This is a genomic window from Pseudomonas bharatica CSV86, from assembly GCF_000319305.2.
GTDB classification, from domain to species: Bacteria; Pseudomonadota; Gammaproteobacteria; order Pseudomonadales; family Pseudomonadaceae; genus Aquipseudomonas; species Aquipseudomonas bharatica.
Window position 1 is genome coordinate 330844 of sequence record NZ_AMWJ02000002.1, and the last position, 18599, is coordinate 349442.

The window sequence follows — 18599 nt, forward strand, 5'->3', positions numbered from 1 at the left end:
CGTTCGCTGTGCTGTGACTTTCACTACAACGCAATAGTCTATGAGTAGGCTGCCGCCCCGGAGCCAAGGGCTTTCATGGGGCGGATCGGGAAGAACCGGTCCCTGCCGCACGAGGATTATTGAGGAGCTCGCATGACCAAACAAAACGCCTTTACCCGGGAAGACCTGCTGCGCTGCAGTCGCGGTGAGCTGTTCGGCCCAGGTAACGCGCAACTGCCCGCCCCCAACATGCTGATGGTGGATCGCATTGCCCACATCAGTGAAGAGGGCGGCAAGTACGGCAAAGGTGAATTGGTCGCCGAGCTGGATATCAATCCGGACCTGTGGTTCTTCGCCTGCCACTTCGAAGGCGATCCGGTGATGCCGGGCTGCCTGGGCCTCGACGCCATGTGGCAGCTGGTTGGTTTCTTCCTTGGCTGGCAAGGCCTGCCGGGCCGCGGTCGCGCCCTGGGTTCGGGCGAAGTGAAGTTCTTCGGCCAGGTGTTGCCGGAGGCGAAAAAGGTTACCTACAACATTCATATCAAGCGCGTCCTGAAGGGCAAGCTGAACATGGCCATCGCCGATGGCTCGGTCAGCGTCGACGGTCGCGAGATCTACACCGCCGAAGGTCTTCGCGTCGGTGTATTCACCTCCACTGAAAATTTCTAAGGGTTATTCGCATGCGCCGCGTCGTAATCACCGGTCTGGGCATCGTTTCCTGCCTGGGCAATGACAAAGAGACCGTCTCCGAAAACCTGCGTAAAAGCCGTCCGGGCATCCGTTTCAACCCGGAATACAAGGAAATGGGGCTGCGCAGCCAGGTTTCCGGTTCCATCGACCTGAACCTCGAAGAACTGATCGACCGCAAGGTCTATCGCTTCGTCGGCCACGCCGCTGCCTACGCCTACCTGGCGATGCAGGACGCGATCAAGGACTCCGGCCTGACCGAAGAGCAGATCTCCAACCCGCGTACCGGCCTGGTGGCCGGCTCCGGCGGCGCTTCGACCCTGAACCAGATGGAAGCGCTGGATACCCTGCGCGAGAAAGGCGTCAAGCGCGTCGGTCCGTACCGCGTGACCCGCACCATGGGCAGCACCGTTTCCGCGTGCCTGGCCACTCCGTTCAAGATCAAGGGCATCAACTACTCGATCTCCTCGGCCTGTGCCACCTCCGCTCACTGCATCGGCACCGCCATGGAGCAGATCCAGTGGGGCAAGCAGGACATCGTCTTCGCCGGCGGCGGTGAAGAAGAGCACTGGAGCCAGTCGTTCCTGTTCGATGCCATGGGCGCCCTGTCGACCAAGCGCAACGACGAGCCAAGCAAGGCTTCGCGCGCCTACGACGCCGACCGTGACGGCTTCGTCATCGCCGGCGGTGGCGGCATGGTGGTGGTCGAGGAGCTGGAACACGCTCTGGCCCGTGGTGCCAAGATCTATGCGGAAATCGTCGGCTACGGCGCCACTTCCGACGGCTACGACATGGTTGCCCCGAGCGGCGAAGGCGCGATCCGCTGCATGCAGCAGGCGCTGTCCACCGTCGACACGCCGATCGACTACCTGAACACCCACGGCACCTCGACCCCGGTCGGCGACGTCGCGGAAATGAAGGGCGTGCGCGAAGTGTTCGGCGACAAGGCCCCGGCCATCAGCTCGACCAAGAGCCTGTCCGGCCACTCCCTGGGCGCTGCCGGCGTGCACGAAGCGATCTACTGCCTGCTGATGATGGAAGGCAAGTTCATCGCCGGTTCCGCCAACATCGACGAGCTGGATCCGGAAGTCGCCGACCTGCCGGTGGTTCGCGAAACCCGCGAAAACGCCAAGATCGACACCGTGATGAGCAACAGCTTCGGCTTCGGCGGCACCAACGCCACCCTGGTGCTCAAGCGCTGGGAAGGTAAGTAAGGGCTAGCCCGCTTGCACTGAAAACGCCCCGACTGGTTCGGGGCGTTTTTGTTTGTGGACCTTCAGGGCCTCATCGCTGGCAAGCCAGCTCCCACAGGGTCCGCGGCGTTTTTGTTTGTGGACCTTCAGGGCCTCATCGCTGGCAAGCCAGCTCCCACAGGGTCCGCGGCGTTTTTGTGTGTGGACCTTCAGGGCCTCATCGCTGGCAAGCCAGCTCCCACAGGGTTTTGTGTTGAACAAAGGACCTGCGGTCGACGCGGTCACTGTGGGAGCTGGCTTGCCAGCGATGAGGCCCTCAAGCCTTACACCGAGAAGCGCCGCACCAGCCCGTTCAGGTCCACCGCCAGTTGCGATAGCGCCTGGCTGGCCTCCACCGTCTGCGACGCTCCCGCCGAACTCTGCAACGCCAGATCGCGGATATTGGTGAGGTTGCGATCCACCTCCCTCGCCACCTGCGCCTGCTGCTCCGAGGCGCTGGCGATCACCAGGTTGCGCTCGTTGATCCGGCTGATCGCCGTGGCAATCTCTTCCAGCGCCGCCCCGGCCGCGTGCGCACCATCCAGGGTGCTGCGCGCCCGCTCGCGGGTTTGCTGCATGCCATCCACCGCACGGTCGGTGCCCTGCTGGATACCATCGATCATCTGCTCGATTTCCCGGGTCGATTGCTGGGTCCGATGGGCCAGCGCCCGCACCTCGTCGGCCACTACGGCGAACCCGCGCCCGGCATCGCCGGCCCGCGCCGCTTCGATCGCGGCGTTGAGTGCCAGCAGGTTGGTCTGCTCGGCAATCGAGCCGATGACGTCGAGCACCTTGGAAATCCCGTGGACCTGCTCCGCCAGTTGCCCCACTTCATCGACGTTCAGGCTCACGCCCGCCGCCAGTTCCTCGATGGACACCACGGTCTGCTGGACCTGGGCCACACCCTCGCGGGCAATACGATCGGACTCCCTGGACGCCTCGGACGTGGCCACGGCATTGCTGGCCACCTCCTCCACCGCGGCGGTCATCTGGTTGACCGCCGTCGCCGCCTGTTCGATTTCCTGGGTCTGCTGCTGCAGGCCGCGGGTCGCATCCTCGGTGACCGCGCTCAGTTCCTCCGAGGCCGAAGCCAGCTGGTTCGACGAGTCGGAGATGCGCCCGATGGTGTCGCGCAGGCTTTGCTGCATCTGCTTCAACGCCACCAGCAAGCGCGCCGGTTCGTCGCGGCCCTGGATACTGATCTGCGGAGTCAGGTCGCCGCTCGCCACCACTTCAGCAACCTGCAGCGACTGGGCCAGGGGCTTGACGATACTGCGGGTCAGCACCAGCGCCAGCACCACCGTGAGCACCAGGGCGCCGATCAACAGGCCGATGACCCACACCCGCGCGCCGAGATACACCGCTTCGGACTGGCTGGTGGCCATATGGGCGTGCTGGTTGTTGAGATCGATCAACTGGTTGAGGGTGGTGGTGAGGTTGTCGGCAAGCTGGTTCATCTCGCCGTTGACCAGGCTTTCGGCGGCCTCGATGCGATCACTGGTGGCCAGGCCCACCACCTGGGCCTGCATGCCCAGGTACTGCGTCTGCAGTTCGATGTAGCGGTCGAACAGCACGCGCTCCTCGGGCAGCACGATAAGCGCGTCGTAATCGGCCTGCGCCTTGCTCAAGGCCTGCTTCAGGGCGTCGATGCGGGAGATGTTCTGCTGCTGCGCCGCGGGGTCGCGGTTGACCAGCAAGCGCAAGGTCAGGGCACGTATGCGCAGCATGTCCTGGCTCATGGTGCCGACACTGATCACGCTGGGCAGCCAATTGCTTTCCACCTGCTCGGACTGCTCGCGCATGCTCGACATCTGCACCAGCGAGAACAGCCCAAGGGTCACCACCAACAGCGCCAGCAGGCCGAAGCCGAGTCCGGCCCGGGGCGCTATGTTCAGGCTTCTCAAACTCATCGCACGGTTCCTTCCGAAGATGCTGCATCCGTCATGCAGCGGACACTTCTTTAGAAGGTATCGGACCGTCGACTTTTTGCGTAAGAAGAAATGGTGATATTAAATTGCCCAATCATCGCGACCACCGCATCGCCGGAATGATCAGCGGACGGTGAAACGTTTCTCCGCCAGCAGGCGATCACCCTGGAACACCATGAAGTGCCACTCGCCCGGAATCGCCTCGTGATGCTCGGTGAATTCGTAGGCCATCACGTCCTGCGGCGCAGCCGGGACCAGCTTCTGCACCACCTCGAATTTGTCGTGGCGCTTGCCGTCCGGGGTGACGATGCCCGGGGTGAGGTACAGCAGGGTCAGCGGGGTATCGTCGGCGGTCTTGCCTTCGAGGCGGTAGCGGATGCCGAATTTGCTGCCCAGCCTGGCCGGGACGACATCGGTGGCCTGGATCGCCTGGCTGTTCATGGTGATGACCCGTTCACCGGGCTGCGGGTTCTTGATGTTGGTCTCGAACACGCCGTATTCCACCGGTCCCTGCACCCGCACCTCGGCCTGGGCCAGGCCGGCGATGCACATCAGCCCGACCAGGGCGCTCAAACGGCTAGTCAACATGTTGCGCTTCCTCTGTTGTGGATCGCGGCAGACTATGACCCGGCCATGACAGGCTGATGACAATCGCGCTCAACGCGGCTTGGGCAGCACCGCGAGGAAGTTGTCCCTGGCCACCTTGTGCGCGATGTCCTCCGGCAAGGCGTCCAGGAACGGGGCGAAGCCCTGGAACTGCTCGCCCAGGCTGGAAAAACGCCCGACCACATCGGAGCCGAGCATGAAGCGCTCGGGAAAGCGCTCGACCAGCGCCAGCCACGCCTTGCGCGGCGTGCCCTTGTCGTCCAGCAGGTACGGCTGCAGCACGCTCCAGGACAGATCGACGTACAGGTTGGGGTAATCCTCCAGCAGCCGGGTCAGGGTCGGCAGGAGGAAGTCCATTTTTTCCTGGTGTCGATGAATCTCCATGCTGCTGCCGGCATGGGCCCAGATGAAGCGGGTATGCGGGTGATTGCGCAGCGGCTCCTCGATTTCCGCCAGGTACAGCGGATTGCGCTCGCGCTTGGAGGTGATGTTGGAGTGCAGCAGCACCGGCAGGTCGCGCTCGGCGGCCAGATGATAGATGCGGGTCATGGCCTCGTTGTTGGCCCGGGGCGTATCGCCGCTGGTGAGGGCCGTCAGGTCGTCATGGCGGGTGAAGACCTCGCCTATGCCCTGCCAGAGCCCGGGATGCAGCTCCAGCATGCGCTCGATGTGGGCCACGGCGTTCTTGTCCACCGGATTGATCCCGGACAGGAACGGATGGAAACGCTTGCGCTGCTCGGGCGGCAGCTTCTCGACGGCCGCTGCGACGTAGCTGTCGGTGGCGCTGTACCAGTAGGCATCGGCATCGTCGCCGGCGTAGTAGCGCGGGCGCTTGGGCTCGTCCTCATGCCACTTCTTGGCAACCGGGATACCGCTGATCATCGACTGCTCGATGCCGGCCTTGTCCATGGCTTCGAGCAGCGCGGGCATGCCCTCGGTTTCCTGGAAGAAATCCACGTAGTGCAGGTGGGCGTCGCTGTAGCGGTAATCCCGTGCCTGCGCGGCGCCGACCAGCAGCCCGGCGCACAGCAGTGCGCCCAGGGTTCTTGCGAGCATTGCTGCCCTCCTTGCTCGTGCTTGGGACAGGGTAGACCGCGCGCTGGCGGCAGCGGTTCGCTATGCTAGGCCGACTTCAACCTGGCTGGAGCCTGCCATGACCTCGCCCCTGGTAATCCGCCCCCGCGCCGAATCGGTCGAGGGCCAGCCCATCCTGCGCCCGCTGCCCTCGGCCAGATGCCGCAGTGTCGGCCCCTTCGTGTTCTTCGACCATATGCTGCAGACCGACTACGCGCCGGGGCATGGCATGGACATCCGCCAGCACCCGCATATCGGACTGTCGACCCTCACCTACCTGTTCGAGGGTGAATTGCTGCACAAGGACAGCCTGGGCTCGTCGCAGCGGGTCAAGCCCGGCGAGGTGAGCTGGATGACTGCCGGCGCGGCCATCGCCCACGTCGAGCGCACACCGCCGGATCTGTTGGAAATAGGCTCGCGACTGCATGGCCTGCAGATCTGGCTGGCGTCGCCGAAAGAAGCGGAACAAGGCGCCGGGCACTACAACCATCACCCGGCAGGCAGCCTGCCGGTCAGCGAAGCGCTGGGAGTGAAGATACGCATGATCGCGGGCAACGGCTTCTGCCTGGCGTCGCCGGTGCCGGTGCTCTCGCCCACGCTGTACGCCGAAGTATTCATGGAAGCCGCCACGACCCTGTGCGTGCCGGATGAGCACCGGGAACGGGCGGTGTATGTGCTGGCCGGCGAGGTGCGGCTGGATGACGAGCTGCTGGAACCGCAGACGCTGGTGGTACTGAGCGAAGGCGAGGAAGCCAGTCTGTATGCCGAGGGCGAGAGCCATCTGGTGATCATCGGCGGCGCGCCGCTGGATGGGCCGCGCAGGATGAACTGGAATTTCGTGGCGAGCGATCCGGGGTTGATCGAGCGGGCCCGGGAGAGATGGGCGGCGGGGGATTGGCCTGTCGTTGCAGGTGAGTCAGGGAGGATCGAGTTGCCTTGAAGTCAGCAATCGCCGGCAACGCCGGCTCCCACACTGGACTGCCCCCGAAAAGTTGGACAGTTTTAGCTAGCAGCTTGGGCCCTGTAATCGACAGGGCTTAAGCCGTTTAACCTCAGCTTGATGCGGTCATGGTTGTAGTAGCGGATGTACTCGTCCAGACCGGTGGTCAGCTCTTCGATGCTCTCAAACCGCTTCAAATAGAAAAACTCAGACTTGAGTGTGCCGAAGAAGCTTTCCATAGCGGCGTTATCCAGGCAATTCCCTTTGCGCGACATGCTCTGCTTTACGCCACGCTGCTCAAGCTTTTCGCGGTATTGGCGCTGCTGATAATGCCATCCCTGATCAGAGTGGATGACCAGCTTCGGCTCCTTTCCCAAGCTACTCAGAGCTTTTTCCAGCATATTCCCCACCAGCTCATAGCCTGGGCGGCGAGCGATCTCGTAGGCCACGATCTCACTGTTGTACAAGTCCATCACTGGTGAGAGATAGAGCTTTTGCTGAGCCACTTTAAACTCGGTTACGTCAGTCACCCACTTCTGATTGGGCCGCTGGGCGATGAAGTTTCGCTCCAGCAGATTCTCGGCAATCCTGCCTATCTCTCCTCGATAGGACCGATACTTTTTAGGCCGCACAACCGCCCGCAAACCTTGGTCGGCCATCAGCCGCTCCACAACCTTCTTGTTCACCAGGATGCCTTGATTCTTGATCGCAAGCGTCACGCGCCGATACCCATAGAGCCCTTTTTCCTTGTGATAGACCTGACTCACCAGCTCTTTCAGATCGGCATGTTTATCCGGCTTTTGAAGGCTTTTGAGCTGGTAGTAGAAGGTACTGTTCGACAACTCGACCAGGGCCAACAACGCTGACAGCGGGAATCGGGTTCGGAGTCTTGAGACGATCAGCGTTTTTTCTCTGGCCTTCGCTCCTTCTGCTCTCTCAAAGCCTTCAGCTCCTTTAGGACAGCGTTCTCCATGCGCAGATACTCGAGTTCTGCCATGAGCTGATCTCGCGGCTTCAGCGCGTCGTCAGTGTCAGTGGGTTTGAGTGGCTTGATCTTCTTGGACACGTCGGCAGGCTTTTTTCGTTGAGTGGCAGTAGAGGTGGCAAGGTTGCCACTGTAGTACTGGTGCTCCCAAATGCCTACCCGGGAGGACTGTCCCAAGCCGAAGTGAGCTGCCGTTTTACGCAGGGAAAGCCGATGCTCGCGCATGTACTGCACAACCCTGCGCTTGAAATTGATGTCGTAGCGCTGACCGTGAGGTATGGGACTGATAGTGGAACGGGCTTTATAGCTCGCCACCCAGCGCCTCAGCAGGCTGAAATCGATACCGAAATGCCGGGCTACCTTTCGGAAACCATCGGTGCCCTCCAGGTAGGCAGTGATGGCTGTGAGCTTGAACTGCTCGGTGTACTTACTCATAACTCCCCCAAGGGTTGGATTAGTCTCCAACTTCTTGGGGGCAGTCCACACTGTGGGAGCTGGCTTGCCAGCGATGAGGCCCTCAAGCCTTGAACACCTCTTCCAGCAGATTGTGCATCGCAGTGAACGCCCGCTTCGAAGTCCGTGCGTCATACATCATCTTGCCCGGCACATTCGCCCCCGGATCGGTGAACGAGTGCACCGCACCGCCGTAGCTGAGTAACTGCCAGTCCACACCGGCCGCGTCCATCTCGGCCTCGAAGGCTGGCAATTGCTCCTTGGGCACCAGCGGATCGGCCGCGCCATGCAGTACCAGCACCGCGCCCTTGATGTTCTTCGCATCCGCCGGGTCCGGGGTATCCAGGGTGCCGTGGAAGGAGATCGCCGCCTGCAACGGCGCACCGTCGCGAGCCAGTTCCAGGGCACAGCAGCCACCGAAGCAGAAACCGAACGCCGCCAGCTTGCCCGGGCTCAGCAGCGCCTTCGATTGCCCGAGCAACTGCGCCACGGCCGCCTGCATGCGCTTGCGCAGCTCGGCGCGGTCGTTCTTCAGCGGCATCATCGCCGCCCCCGCCTGCTCGGCGTTCTGCGGCCGCACCGATTGCCCATAGAGGTCGGCGATCAGCACCACATAACCTTTCTCCGCTACCGCCCGGGCAATCCGCTCGGCACCTTCGCCGATGCCCATCCAGTTCGGTGCCATCACCAGCGCCGGCTGTGGCTGCGCGCCATGGGTGTAGACCAAGCGGCTTTCATAGGCTTCACCGCCGACGTGGTAGACCAGCGATTCGATCGTCACATTGCTCATCGATTTCTCCTTGCAAGAATGAAAAAAGCCCGCCGAAGCGGGCTTTCCTGCATCACATCAGACCGACAGCTCGACCAGCAGCTTGTTCAGCCGGCGCACGTAGGCGGCCGGGTCCTTCAGGCTGTCGCCGGCAGCCAGCGCCGCCTGGTCGAAGAGGATGTGCGAGAAGTCGGCGAAACGGTCTTCGCTCTGCTCGTTGTCCAGCTTCTCGATCAGCGGGTGGCTCGGGTTGAATTCGAAGATCGGCTTGGAATCCGGGACCTTCTGCCCGCTGGCTTCGAGGATCTGGCGCATCTGCAGGCCAAGGTCCTGTTCGCCGATGGCGAGGATCGCCGGGGAGTCGGTCAGGCGGTGCGACACGCGCACTTCGCTGACACTGTCACCCAGCGCGGCCTTGAGGCGCTCGACCAGGCCTTCTTTCTCCTTGGCGATCTCTTCCTGGGCCTTCTTGTCTTCTTCCGAGTCCAGCTTGCCCAGATCGAGGTCGCCACGGGCAACATCGACGAAGCTCTTGCCATCGAACTCGTTGAGATAGCTCATCAGCCACTCGTCGATGCGGTCGGTCAGCAGCAGCACTTCGATGCCTTTCTTGCGGAAGACTTCCAGGTGCGGGCTGTTCTTGACCTGCGCGTAGGACTCGCCGGTGAGGTAGTAGATCTTGTCCTGGCCTTCCTTGGCGCGAGCCAGGTAGTCGGCCAGGGAGACGCTTTGCTCGCCGCCTTCCTCGTGGGTGGAGGCGAAGCGCAGCAGGCCGGCGATCTTTTCCTTGTTGGCGAAGTCTTCCGCCGGCCCTTCCTTGAGGACCTGGCCGAAGTTCTTCCAGAACGCCTTGTACTGTTCGGGTTCGTTCTTCGCCAGCTTCTCCAGCATGTCCAGCACGCGCTTGGTCAGCGCCGACTTCATCGAGTCGATGATCGGATCCTTCTGCAGGATCTCCCGCGAGACGTTCAGCGACAGGTCGTTGGAATCGACCACGCCCTTGATGAAGCGCAGGTACAGCGGCAGGAACGACTCCGCCTGGTCCATGATGAACACGCGCTGCACGTACAGCTTCAGGCCGCGGGGCGCTTCACGCTGGTACAGGTCGAACGGTGCACGGGCCGGAACGTAGAGCAGCGAGTTGTATTCCAGCTTGCCTTCGACCTTGTTGTGGCTCCAGGCCAGCGGGTTTTCGAAGTCGTGGCCGATGTGCTTGTAGAACTCCTGGTATTCCTCGTCCTTGATCTCGGTACGCGGACGGGTCCACAGGGCGCTGGCGCGGTTGACGGTTTCCCATTCCTGGGCGGGCTTCTCCTCGCCTTCGGCGGCCGGTGCTTCTTTCGGCAGCTCGATCGGCAGGGCGATATGGTCGGAGTACTTCTTGACGATGTTGCGCAGGCGCCAGCCGTCGGCGAACTCTTCCTCGCCCTTTTTCAGGTGCAGGACGATGCGGGTGCCGCGCTCGGCCTTGTCGAGGGTGGCAACTTCGAATTCACCCTCGCCTTTCGACGACCAGTGCACGCCTTCGGCGGCCGGCAGCCCGGCGCGACGGCTGAACACATCGACCTTGTCGGCGACGATGAATGCGGAGTAGAAGCCCACGCCGAACTGACCGATCAGGTGCGAGTCCTTCTTCTGGTCGCCGGTGAGGTTCTTCATGAAGTCGGCAGTGCCGGACTTGGCGATGGTGCCGAGGTGGGCGATGACTTCATCGCGGCTCATGCCGATGCCGTTGTCTTCGAGGGTGACGGTGTTGGCGTCCTTGTCGAAGCTGACACGGATCTTCAGGTCGGCGCCGCCTTCGAGCAGCTCGGGCTTGGCCAGCGCTTCGAAGCGCAGCTTGTCCACGGCATCGGAGGCGTTGGAGATCAGCTCGCGGAGGAAGATTTCCTTGTTCGAATACAGCGAATGGATCATGAGGTGCAGCAGTTGCTTCACCTCGGTCTGGAAGCCCAGGGTTTCTTTTTGAGTCTCCACACTCATGGTCTTCAAAACTCCGATCTGATGGCATTGATAGCGCTGGCGGGCGGCCTTGCGGACACGTATCCCGCCAGTCGCAACGGGATGAACAGCAGATGGGGCCATGGAGGACTATTTCAAGGGCGCGACCAGTTCTTTGATCTTGAAATGCGCCCGGGCCGTGGCAATGGGCTCGGCGGCGTCCGCCTGCCAGGCAGTGATCGCCACGTTGGTCACCCGGCGGCCCTGGCGCCACAACTGGCAACGGGCGAAGGTATCGCGCAAATGACCGGCCCGCAGGTAGTCGATGGAGAAGTCGATGATCTTCGGAATGCTCGCACTTTCGCTGAAGACCAGCAGGTACAGCGCCGCCGACAGCTCCATGAAGCCGGCGATCACGCCGCCGTGGATCGCCGGAAGCAGCGGGTTGCCGACGTTGTCCGGGTTGGCCGGCAGACGGAACAGCAGGTCGTCGCCGTCACGGCTGCACTGGATGCCGATCAGCCCGGCATAGGGAATCAGCCCGAGCAGGGCCGAGTAATCGCCGCGGGCATGCGCCTCGCGCAGTTGCCGATGAACCTGGGCCGGGATCATTGCGCTTCTCCCTTGAGGGTGCGGGCGAAGTTGAGGCCACCCTTGATGTCCTTGCCCAGGCGCATGTAGGTACCGACCACCTGGGCGATGGGCTGCCCGGGGTCGGCCTGGTAGCAGGCACCGCGAATGAAGATGACCTCGCGGCTGACCCGGTAGCAATGGGCATGGCCGAACAGGTCCTGGTGGGCGACCCCGGGGCCCATGTAGTCGACCCGCAGGTCGAGGGTCGGACAGACTTCGAACTCCGGCAGGGCGCAGAGCGTGGCCATGCCCAGCGCCGTATCCATCAGGGTGGTGATCGCACCGCCATGAACCGCTCCAGTCTGCGGGTTGCCGACGATCGAGGGGGACCAGGGCATGCGCAGGGTGATGCCCTCCCCGTTCGCGCACTCAACCTGCATGTTCAATACCTGGCAATGACGTAACGCAGAAAGGAAACGTTCGGCCCGCTGCAGCAACGACGACTCGCTCTTATCCACAGCTATCTCCAAAAGTGTGCGGACCTGCACAGAGCAGACAAAAAGTCTATATGGATCCGTTACTTATATAGGTGTATCGTGCGCGGAACTTAAATCCGACGGGACAACTCAAAGGATTCAAGTAATGCTATTCCACAAGGAGAAACACCCCATGCGTAAACCTTTTGCTTATGCCGTCATGATCGCCGCCGCCCTGGGCCTCGCCGCTTGCGACAAAGCCAGCGAAAACAAAGCTCAGGATGCTCAACAACATGCCGAGCAAGCCCAGCAGAAGATGGACGAAGCTCAGGATAAAGTGAACGAGGCCGCTAAAGAAAACGCCGAAGCCGCCAAAGACTCCGCTGAAGCTGAACAAAAAGCCGCTGAAGAAGCTGCGAAAGAATCCGCTCCAGCTACTCCGGCTCCGACCGCTCCGGCAGAACCTGCCAAGCAGTAAGGCTTGCTGGAATAAAAAAACCCGACTTCGGTCGGGTTTTTTTATTGATCGGCGAACACTCAGATCGAACTTTCGCTCTTCGCCATCTCCACGCTGGCTTCGGTCGGCGTATACACCATGACTTCCAATACATCCGAATGGAACTCACGGCGATACAACACCAGCACTACGCCCGCACTCATCGCCATGAATGCCCATGGGCTGATGAACCAGCTGAGCATGGCCATGCCGAAGTAATAGGAGCGCAGGCCGAAGTTGAACTGGTTGGCCGCCATGGAAATCACCCTCGCCGCCCGCGATGCAAAGGCCTTGCGCTCCTGCTCGCTGACCTGGCGCTCGCCGATCATCGGCGCCGATCCCACCAGCACCGCCGCGAAGTTGTATTGGCGCATGCACCAGCTGAAGGTAAAGAAGGCGTAGACGAAGACCACGGCCAGGCACAGCAGTTTGATCTCCGACATGCTTTGCGAGGCCTGCTGCACCAGTGGAAGGTCGGCCAGCAATGACAAGGCGCGGTCGGAAGCGCCGAGCACGGTAAGGATGCCGGCGAGAATGATCAGGGTACTGGAGGCGAAGAACGACGCGTTGCGTTCCAGGTTGCCGATCACGCTGGCATCGGCGATGCGGTTGTCGCGCAGCAGCATGCGGCGCATCCAGTCTTCGCGGTACAGGTGCATGACGCTGGCCAGGCAGGCGGTGTCGCGGCCCTTCCAGGTGGCATAACGGGTATAGCCACCCCAGCAGGTGATGAACCATAGCGCGGCAGCCAGGTTGGTCAGGTTGCTCAGAATGAAGCTCATGAAGGGTTCCGTTGGGCGGTGACGGCAGTTCGACGTCCACACACTCAAAAAGGACACTGCGCGGACCCTGTGGGAGCTGGCTTGCCAGCGATTGCGATGGTGAATTCACTAAAGCAATCGCTGGCAAGCCAGCTCCCACAGGCTCCGCAGCGCTTCTAGCCATCCATGAAAAAGCCCCGCCTCCTGGGTAGGAGGCGGGGCTTCGGGTATCACCGTCGGCAGGCGCTGATGGCTTGTGGCCTCGCCTGCCCTGCGGCGCTACTTAGGCCGTCACTTCGCGCGGCTTGCCGAGCATGCGATCGCACACCACGGCAACCACCAGGGTCGCCACGCACGGCACCAGCCAGGCCAGGCCCTGCTCGCTCAGCGGCAGGTGTTCGGCCCAGGCCGGCAGCCAGTGCTCCAGGCCGGCGCCCTTCAGCGCGTCGATCACGCCGAACACCAGCGATACCGCCATGACCGGGGCCATGATGCGGGTCTGCGAGTGCCACATGCCTTTGCAGAAGCTCAGGCCGACCAGCACGATGCACGGCGGGTAGATGGCGGTCAGTACCGGGACCGAGAACATGATCAGCTTGGTCAGGCCAAGGTTGGAGACCAGCAGCGAGAAGCCGGCCAGCAGCACCACCAGCGCACGGTAGGACAGCGGCAGCAGCCGGCTGAAGTATTCGGCGCAGGCGCAGGTCAGGCCAACCGCGGTAACCAGGCAGGCCAGGGCGATCAGCACCGCCAGGAAACCGCTGCCCAGCGAGCCGAAGGTGTGCTGCACATAGGCATGCAGCACCACCGCACCATTGGTCGCGGTCGCAGCGATATCGTGGCTGCCGGCACCGAGGCGGAACAGGCTGATATACACCAGGGTCAGGCCGACACCGGCGATCAGGCCGGCGATCACCGCATAGCGGGTGATCAGGCGCGGCGAATCGACGCCACGGGAGCGGATCGCATTGACGATGACGATGCCGAACACCAGCGCGCCCAGGGTATCCATGGTCAGGTAACCCTGGATGAAGCCTTGCGAGAACGGCGCCGCCACATAGGCTGGCTGCGCTTCACCAAGGGTGCCCGCTGGCAGGGCGAACGCGGCGATGCCGAGCACGGCCAGGGCGATGATCTTCAATGGCGCAAGGAAGCGGCCGACGGTGTCGAGCAGCTTGCCCGGGTACATGGACACCGCCAGCACCACCAGGAAGTACACCAGGCTGTAGATGAACAGCGCGGTCGGGCTTTCGCCGGTCAACGGCGCCACGCCCACCTCGAAGGACACGGTGGCGGTACGCGGGGTGGCGAACAGCGGGCCCACCGCCAGGTAGGCAGCCGCCGCCAGCAGGCCACCGGCGACCTTGCCGATCGGGCTGCTCAGTTCGTCCATGCCGCCGCCGACCTTGGCCAGGGCGATCACGGTGACTACAGGCAGGCCGACTGCGGTGACCAAAAAGCCCAGCGCCGCCATCCACACGTAAGGACCGGACTGCAAACCCACGATAGGCGGGAAAATGATATTGCCGGCCCCGACGAACAACGCGAACGTCATAAAGCCAAGCGCCAGGATGTCCTGGCCTTTCAAAACTTTCATTAAGGAAATACCACACTGCGTAAATCGGAATTTAGAGAGGGATTTCCCCTTGGGTTAGGGAAATGTTTTTTCCACCCTGATTGAGGCGGACTTTTATAGCGTGGCGCTTCCTTTTGGGCGGCGGACACGAAATGAACGCGCATGGTACTCAAATTGGCGCTCTGGCGCACGGCCTCGGGGCGGATTGTCCGATGAGTGAACCAGAATGTCGCAAACGGTTGCTTGCTCAATTTCTAAAAGCTGGCGCGATTCCTGTGGGAGCTGGCTTGCCAGCGATAGGGCCGGCAAGAACAACGTTGTTGCCTGATCCGACGCCATCGCTGGCAAGCCAGCTCCCACAGGGTGTTTTGCCCAGCTTGCAGATTGGAGCACAAACGAAAAAGGCCACCCGAAGGTGGCCTTTTTCTGCCTGGTCAGCGAAGAAGTCTTACTTCTTCACTTCCCAACCGGTCAGCTCGGCCAGGGCCTTGCCGATGTCGGCGAGCGAACGCACGGTCTTGACACCAGCGTCCTGCAGGGCGGCGAATTTCTCGTCCGCAGTGCCCTTGCCGCCAGAGATGATGGCGCCAGCATGGCCCATGCGCTTGCCCGCTGGGGCAGTCACACCGGCAATGTAGGAAACCACTGGCTTGGTCACGTTGGCCTTGATGTAGGCAGCCGCTTCTTCTTCAGCCGAACCACCGATCTCGCCGATCATGACGATGGCTTCGGTTTTCGGGTCTTCCTGGAACAGCTTCAGGATGTCGATGAAGTTGGAGCCCGGGATCGGGTCGCCACCGATACCGACGCAGGTGGACTGACCGAAACCGGCGTCAGTGGTCTGCTTGACGGCTTCATAGGTCAGGGTGCCGGAACGGGAAACGATACCGACCTTGCCTGGCAGGTGGATGTGGCCTGGCATGATGCCGATCTTGCACTCGCCCGGAGTGATGACGCCCGGGCAGTTAGGGCCGATCAGGGTAACGCCCAGCTCGTCGCACTTGACCTTGGCGTCCAGCATGTCGAGGGTAGGGATACCCTCGGTGATGCAGACGATCAGCTTGATACCGCCGAAGGCCGCTTCCAGGATCGAGTCCTTGCAGAAAGGAGCCGGAACGTAGATGACCGAAGCGTCAGCGCCGGTAGCTTCCACGGCTTCCTTGACGGTGTTGAACACCGGCAGGCCCAGGTGGGTGGTGCCACCCTTGCCTGGGGTTACGCCGCCGACCATCTTGGTGCCGTAGGCGATGGCCTGTTCGGAGTGGAAAGTACCTTGCGAGCCGGTGAAGCCCTGGCAGATGACTTTGGTGTCTTTATTGATCAGGACGCTCATTACTTGCCCTCCGCAGCTTTGACAACTTGTTGAGCAGCGTCGGTCAGGCTGGTGGCCGCAATGATGTTCAAACCGCTTTCTGCCAGTACTTTAGCGCCCAGTTCGGCGTTGTTGCCTTCGAGGCGAACGACGACCGGTACTTTAACGCCGACTTCCTTCACCGCGCCGATGATGCCTTCGGCAATCATGTCGCAACGAACGATGCCGCCGAAGATGTTGACCAGGACGGCCGCGACATTGCTGTCGGACAGAATGATCTTGAAGGCTTCGGTAACGCGTTCCTTGGTTGCGCCGCCGCCAACGTCGAGGAAGTTGGCTGGCTTGCCGCCGTGCAGGTTGACGATGTCCATGGTACCCATGGCCAGGCCGGCACCGTTGACCATGCAGCCGATGTTACCTTCGAGGGCAACGTAGTTCAGTTCGAACTTGGCAGCGTGGGCCTCACGGGCGTCGTCCTGGGACGGGTCGTGGAAGGTCTTCAGCTTGGGCTGACGGTACATGGCGTTGGCATCGATGTTGATCTTGGCATCGAGGCAGTGCAGGTCGCCGTCGGCCTTGATGACCAGCGGGTTCACTTCCAGCAGGGCCAGGTCGTGGTCCTTGAACAGCTTGGCCAGGCCAACGAAGATCTTGGCGAACTGTTGCACCTGCTTGCCTTCCAGGCCCAGCTGGAATGCCAGCTCACGGCCCTGGAACGGCTGGGCACCGACCAGCGGGTCGATGGTTGCCTTGAGGATCTTCTCGGGAGTGTCGTGAGCGACTTTCTCGATGTCCACGCCACCTTCGGTGGAAGCCATGAACACGATACGGCGGCTCGAACGATCGACCACAGCGCCTAGGTACAGCTCTTTGGCGATGTCGGTGCAGGACTCGACCAGGATCTTGGAGACTGGTTGACCGTTGGCGTCAGTCTGGTAGGTCACCAGATTCTTGCCCAACCATTGTGCAGCGAACGCCTTGGCGTCTTCCTTGCTGCGAACCAGCTTGACGCCGCCCGCTTTGCCGCGACCACCGGCGTGGACCTGGGCTTTTACAACCCACTCGGTGCCGCCGATCTTGTCGCAGGCTTCTGCTGCTGCTTCAGGGGTATCGACTGCGAAACCCTTGGAAACTGGCAGGCCGTATTCAGCGAACAGCTGCTTACCCTGATACTCGTGAAGATTCATGCTTTTTACCGTCTTCGTTAGGTACTGCGCTTCGGCGCTGCGCCCGCGAGGGGTGCCGCGCCACCTGTGACCGCTTGCCCCCGGTATGCTCCGGGAGTTCGAGTCCGGCGGACTTTCCGCGGTGAGTCATGCACGCAAGACTCACGACGGGCCGTCCGCCGTGGTTTTCTTATGATTAACGCTTCTTACGGTTGGCTACGTGGATGGCACCGCCATTCACGGCCAGCGCGGCTTCATGCAGCGCTTCGGACAGGGTCGGATGGGAGAAGACCATCATGCCCAGGTCTTCGGCACTGGTGCCGAATTCCATTGCGATTGCACCCTGCTGCACCAGTTCGGCGGCGCTTGGGCCAATCACGTGTACACCCAGGACGCGGTCGGTCTTGGCATCGGCGATGACCTTGACGAAACCGCCGGTATCGTTGGCTGCCATCGCACGGCCGCTGGCCGCGAACGGGAAGGTGCCCACGTTAACCTCAACACCTTCTGCCTTCAAGGCTTGTTCGGTCTTGCCGACCCACGCGATTTCCGGGTGGGTGTAGATGACCGACGGGATCAGGTCGTAGTTCATCTGGGCCTTGTGGCCCTTGATGCGCTCGACGACCATGATGCCCTCTTCCGAGGCCTTGTGCGCCAGCATCATGCCACGCACCACGTCGCCGATGGCGTACACGCCTGGCACGCTGGTAGCGCAGTGGTCGTCAACGAACACGAAGCCGCGCTCGTCGATGGTCACGCCGCTGTCGGCAGCCAGCAGGTCGGTGGTCACCGGACGACGGCCGACCGCGACGATCAGCTTGTCGAAGGTGATCTTCTGTTCGCCGTTGGCGTCGGTGTAGGTGACTTCGACTTCGTCGCCGTTGACCTTCGAACCGGTCACGCGAGCGCCCAGCTTGATGTCCAGGCCCTGCTTGGTCAGGGTTTTCAGCGCTTCCTTGGAAACCGCGGTGTCGGCGGCCATCAGGAAGGTGTCCAGGGCTTCCAGGACGGTGACTTCGGCACCCAGGCGAGCCCAGACCGAACCCAGCTCCAGGCCGATCACGCCGGCACCGATGACGCCCAGGCGCTTCGGAACCGACTGGAATTCCAGGGCGCCGGTGGAATCGACGATGACCTTCTGGTCGACCGGAGCCGGTGGAATGTCGATCGGACGGGAACCGGAAGCCAGGATCACGTTCTCGGCTTCGATGATCTCGGTGCTGCCGTCAGGCTTGGTGACTTCGACCTTCTTGCCGGCCAGCAGCTTGCCGTGGCCCTGGATCGAGGTGACGCCGTTGGCCTTGAACAGGGTGGCAACGCCGCCAGTCAGGTTCTTGACGATACCGGCCTTGCGGCCAACCATCGCAGCGACGTCCATCTTGACTTCACCGGTGGAGATACCGTGGACGTTGAAGCTCTCCTTGGCTTCCTTGTACTTCCAGGAGCTGTCCAGCAGCGCCTTGGAGGGAATGCAGCCAACGTTCAGGCAGGTACCGCCAAGGGCCAGTTTGCCTTCGGCATCGGTGTACTTCTCGATGCACGCGGTCGTGAAGCCCAGCTGGGCGGCCTTGATGGCAGCCACGTAGCCGCCAGGACCTGCACCAATTACTACTACGTCGAACTTCTGGCTCATAAAAAGATTCCT

Annotated in this window: 17 protein-coding genes; 4 read left to right on the top strand and 13 right to left on the bottom strand. The window is 61.9% G+C overall.

Annotation, left to right across the window (positions count from 1 at the left end; translation table 11 throughout):
* The first annotated feature begins 132 nt into the window (after positions 1–132).
* Together fabA and fabB are read left to right on the top strand one after the other, a co-directional pair.
* On the top strand, positions 133–648 hold the full coding sequence (fabA, locus tag CSV86_RS15155; protein ID WP_009396451.1) for a 3-hydroxyacyl-[acyl-carrier-protein] dehydratase FabA: 516 nt from the start codon (positions 133–135) through the stop codon (positions 646–648).
* Between the two features lie 11 nt (positions 649–659).
* Positions 660–1880 (top strand): beta-ketoacyl-ACP synthase I, encoded by a 1221-nt coding sequence (gene fabB, locus CSV86_RS15160; protein ID WP_009396450.1) that lies wholly within the window; start codon positions 660–662, stop codon positions 1878–1880.
* Between the two features lie 302 nt (positions 1881–2182).
* On the opposite strand, the gene CSV86_RS15165 is transcribed toward fabB, so the two are convergent.
* The 3 genes from CSV86_RS15165 to CSV86_RS15175 form a co-directional block, all read right to left on the bottom strand.
* Positions 2183–3808 carry a methyl-accepting chemotaxis protein gene (locus CSV86_RS15165; protein WP_009396449.1) on the bottom strand — a complete coding sequence of 542 codons (1626 nt, stop codon included), beginning with the start codon at positions 3806–3808 and terminating at the stop codon, positions 2183–2185.
* 141 nt (positions 3809–3949) lie between these two features.
* A complete protein-coding gene (locus tag CSV86_RS15170; protein ID WP_009396448.1) occupies positions 3950–4414 on the bottom strand; it encodes a DUF3859 domain-containing protein in 465 nt (154 codons plus the stop codon).
* Between the two features lie 69 nt (positions 4415–4483).
* Positions 4484–5488: an amidohydrolase family protein gene (locus tag CSV86_RS15175; protein ID WP_009396447.1), complete on the bottom strand. Its 1005-nt coding sequence runs from the start codon at positions 5486–5488 to the stop codon at positions 4484–4486.
* A gap of 97 nt (positions 5489–5585) precedes the next feature.
* Between CSV86_RS15175 and CSV86_RS15180 the strand changes: the two genes are divergently transcribed.
* Positions 5586–6446 carry a pirin family protein gene (locus tag CSV86_RS15180; protein WP_009396446.1) on the top strand — a complete coding sequence of 287 codons (861 nt, stop codon included), beginning with the start codon at positions 5586–5588 and terminating at the stop codon, positions 6444–6446.
* 62 nt (positions 6447–6508) lie between these two features.
* Here CSV86_RS15180 and CSV86_RS15185 read toward each other — a convergent pair.
* From CSV86_RS15185 to CSV86_RS15205, 5 genes are all read right to left on the bottom strand, one after another.
* Positions 6509–7866 (bottom strand): IS3 family transposase gene (locus CSV86_RS15185; RefSeq protein WP_376699761.1). Its coding sequence is split into 2 segments (ribosomal slippage): positions 6509–7390 and positions 7393–7866, totalling 1356 coding nucleotides; the frame shifts between segments, so codons are not numbered across the junction.
* An 82-nt stretch (positions 7867–7948) separates the two neighbouring features.
* Entirely contained in the window at positions 7949–8674 is a 726-nt protein-coding gene (locus CSV86_RS15190; protein WP_009396622.1) for a dienelactone hydrolase family protein, read from the bottom strand.
* A 57-nt stretch (positions 8675–8731) separates the two neighbouring features.
* Positions 8732–10636 carry a molecular chaperone HtpG gene (gene htpG, locus CSV86_RS15195; protein WP_009396620.1) on the bottom strand — a complete coding sequence of 635 codons (1905 nt, stop codon included), beginning with the start codon at positions 10634–10636 and terminating at the stop codon, positions 8732–8734.
* A gap of 108 nt (positions 10637–10744) precedes the next feature.
* Positions 10745–11206, bottom strand: a complete 462-nt coding sequence (locus tag CSV86_RS15200) for a PaaI family thioesterase (RefSeq protein WP_009396619.1) — start codon at positions 11204–11206, stop codon at positions 10745–10747.
* Positions 11203–11661 carry a PaaI family thioesterase gene (locus tag CSV86_RS15205; protein WP_009396618.1) on the bottom strand — a complete coding sequence of 153 codons (459 nt, stop codon included), beginning with the start codon at positions 11659–11661 and terminating at the stop codon, positions 11203–11205. Before CSV86_RS15205 ends, CSV86_RS15200 begins: the two co-directional genes overlap by 4 nt.
* A gap of 175 nt (positions 11662–11836) precedes the next feature.
* Here CSV86_RS15205 and CSV86_RS15210 point away from each other — a divergent pair, with 175 nt between their 5' ends.
* Positions 11837–12121 carry a hypothetical protein gene (locus CSV86_RS15210; protein WP_037059233.1) on the top strand — a complete coding sequence of 95 codons (285 nt, stop codon included), beginning with the start codon at positions 11837–11839 and terminating at the stop codon, positions 12119–12121.
* A 59-nt stretch (positions 12122–12180) separates the two neighbouring features.
* Here the strand turns inward: CSV86_RS15210 and CSV86_RS15215 are convergent, their stop codons facing one another.
* The 5 genes from CSV86_RS15215 to lpdA form a co-directional block, all read right to left on the bottom strand.
* The gene (locus tag CSV86_RS15215; protein ID WP_009396305.1) at positions 12181–12921 is read right to left on the bottom strand and encodes a DUF599 domain-containing protein; all 741 of its coding nucleotides are present in this window, start codon (positions 12919–12921) and stop codon (positions 12181–12183) included.
* A 262-nt stretch (positions 12922–13183) separates the two neighbouring features.
* A complete protein-coding gene (brnQ, locus tag CSV86_RS15220; RefSeq protein WP_009396304.1) occupies positions 13184–14497 on the bottom strand; it encodes a branched-chain amino acid transport system II carrier protein in 1314 nt (437 codons plus the stop codon).
* A 427-nt stretch (positions 14498–14924) separates the two neighbouring features.
* Entirely contained in the window at positions 14925–15809 is an 885-nt protein-coding gene (sucD, locus tag CSV86_RS15225; protein WP_004376004.1) for a succinate--CoA ligase subunit alpha, read from the bottom strand.
* Positions 15809–16975, bottom strand: coding sequence for an ADP-forming succinate--CoA ligase subunit beta (gene sucC / locus CSV86_RS15230; protein WP_009396303.1), 1167 nt, complete (start codon positions 16973–16975; stop codon positions 15809–15811). Before sucC ends, sucD begins: the two co-directional genes overlap by 1 nt.
* Before the next feature lie 175 nt (positions 16976–17150).
* The gene (gene lpdA / locus CSV86_RS15235; RefSeq protein WP_009396302.1) at positions 17151–18587 is read right to left on the bottom strand and encodes a dihydrolipoyl dehydrogenase; all 1437 of its coding nucleotides are present in this window, start codon (positions 18585–18587) and stop codon (positions 17151–17153) included.
* Between the last annotated feature and the right edge of the window lie 12 nt (positions 18588–18599).

Coding starts and splice junctions, on each gene's coding strand:
- CSV86_RS15180 (WP_009396446.1), top strand. CDS start 5,586: ATGACCTCGCCCCTGGTAATCCGCCCCCGCGCCGAATCGGTCGAGGGC.
- CSV86_RS15215 (WP_009396305.1), bottom strand. CDS start 12,921: ATGAGCTTCATTCTGAGCAACCTGACCAACCTGGCTGCCGCGCTATGG.
- sucD (WP_004376004.1), bottom strand. CDS start 15,809: ATGAGCGTCCTGATCAATAAAGACACCAAAGTCATCTGCCAGGGCTTC.
- lpdA (WP_009396302.1), bottom strand. CDS start 18,587: ATGAGCCAGAAGTTCGACGTAGTAGTAATTGGTGCAGGTCCTGGCGGC.
- CSV86_RS15175 (WP_009396447.1), bottom strand. CDS start 5,488: ATGCTCGCAAGAACCCTGGGCGCACTGCTGTGCGCCGGGCTGCTGGTC.
- brnQ (WP_009396304.1), bottom strand. CDS start 14,497: ATGAAAGTTTTGAAAGGCCAGGACATCCTGGCGCTTGGCTTTATGACG.
- CSV86_RS15210 (WP_037059233.1), top strand. CDS start 11,837: ATGCGTAAACCTTTTGCTTATGCCGTCATGATCGCCGCCGCCCTGGGC.
- fabB (WP_009396450.1), top strand. CDS start 660: ATGCGCCGCGTCGTAATCACCGGTCTGGGCATCGTTTCCTGCCTGGGC.
- sucC (WP_009396303.1), bottom strand. CDS start 16,975: ATGAATCTTCACGAGTATCAGGGTAAGCAGCTGTTCGCTGAATACGGC.
- CSV86_RS15200 (WP_009396619.1), bottom strand. CDS start 11,206: ATGATCCCGGCCCAGGTTCATCGGCAACTGCGCGAGGCGCATGCCCGC.
- CSV86_RS15165 (WP_009396449.1), bottom strand. CDS start 3,808: ATGAGTTTGAGAAGCCTGAACATAGCGCCCCGGGCCGGACTCGGCTTC.
- fabA (WP_009396451.1), top strand. CDS start 133: ATGACCAAACAAAACGCCTTTACCCGGGAAGACCTGCTGCGCTGCAGT.
- CSV86_RS15170 (WP_009396448.1), bottom strand. CDS start 4,414: ATGTTGACTAGCCGTTTGAGCGCCCTGGTCGGGCTGATGTGCATCGCC.
- htpG (WP_009396620.1), bottom strand. CDS start 10,636: ATGAGTGTGGAGACTCAAAAAGAAACCCTGGGCTTCCAGACCGAGGTG.
- CSV86_RS15190 (WP_009396622.1), bottom strand. CDS start 8,674: ATGAGCAATGTGACGATCGAATCGCTGGTCTACCACGTCGGCGGTGAA.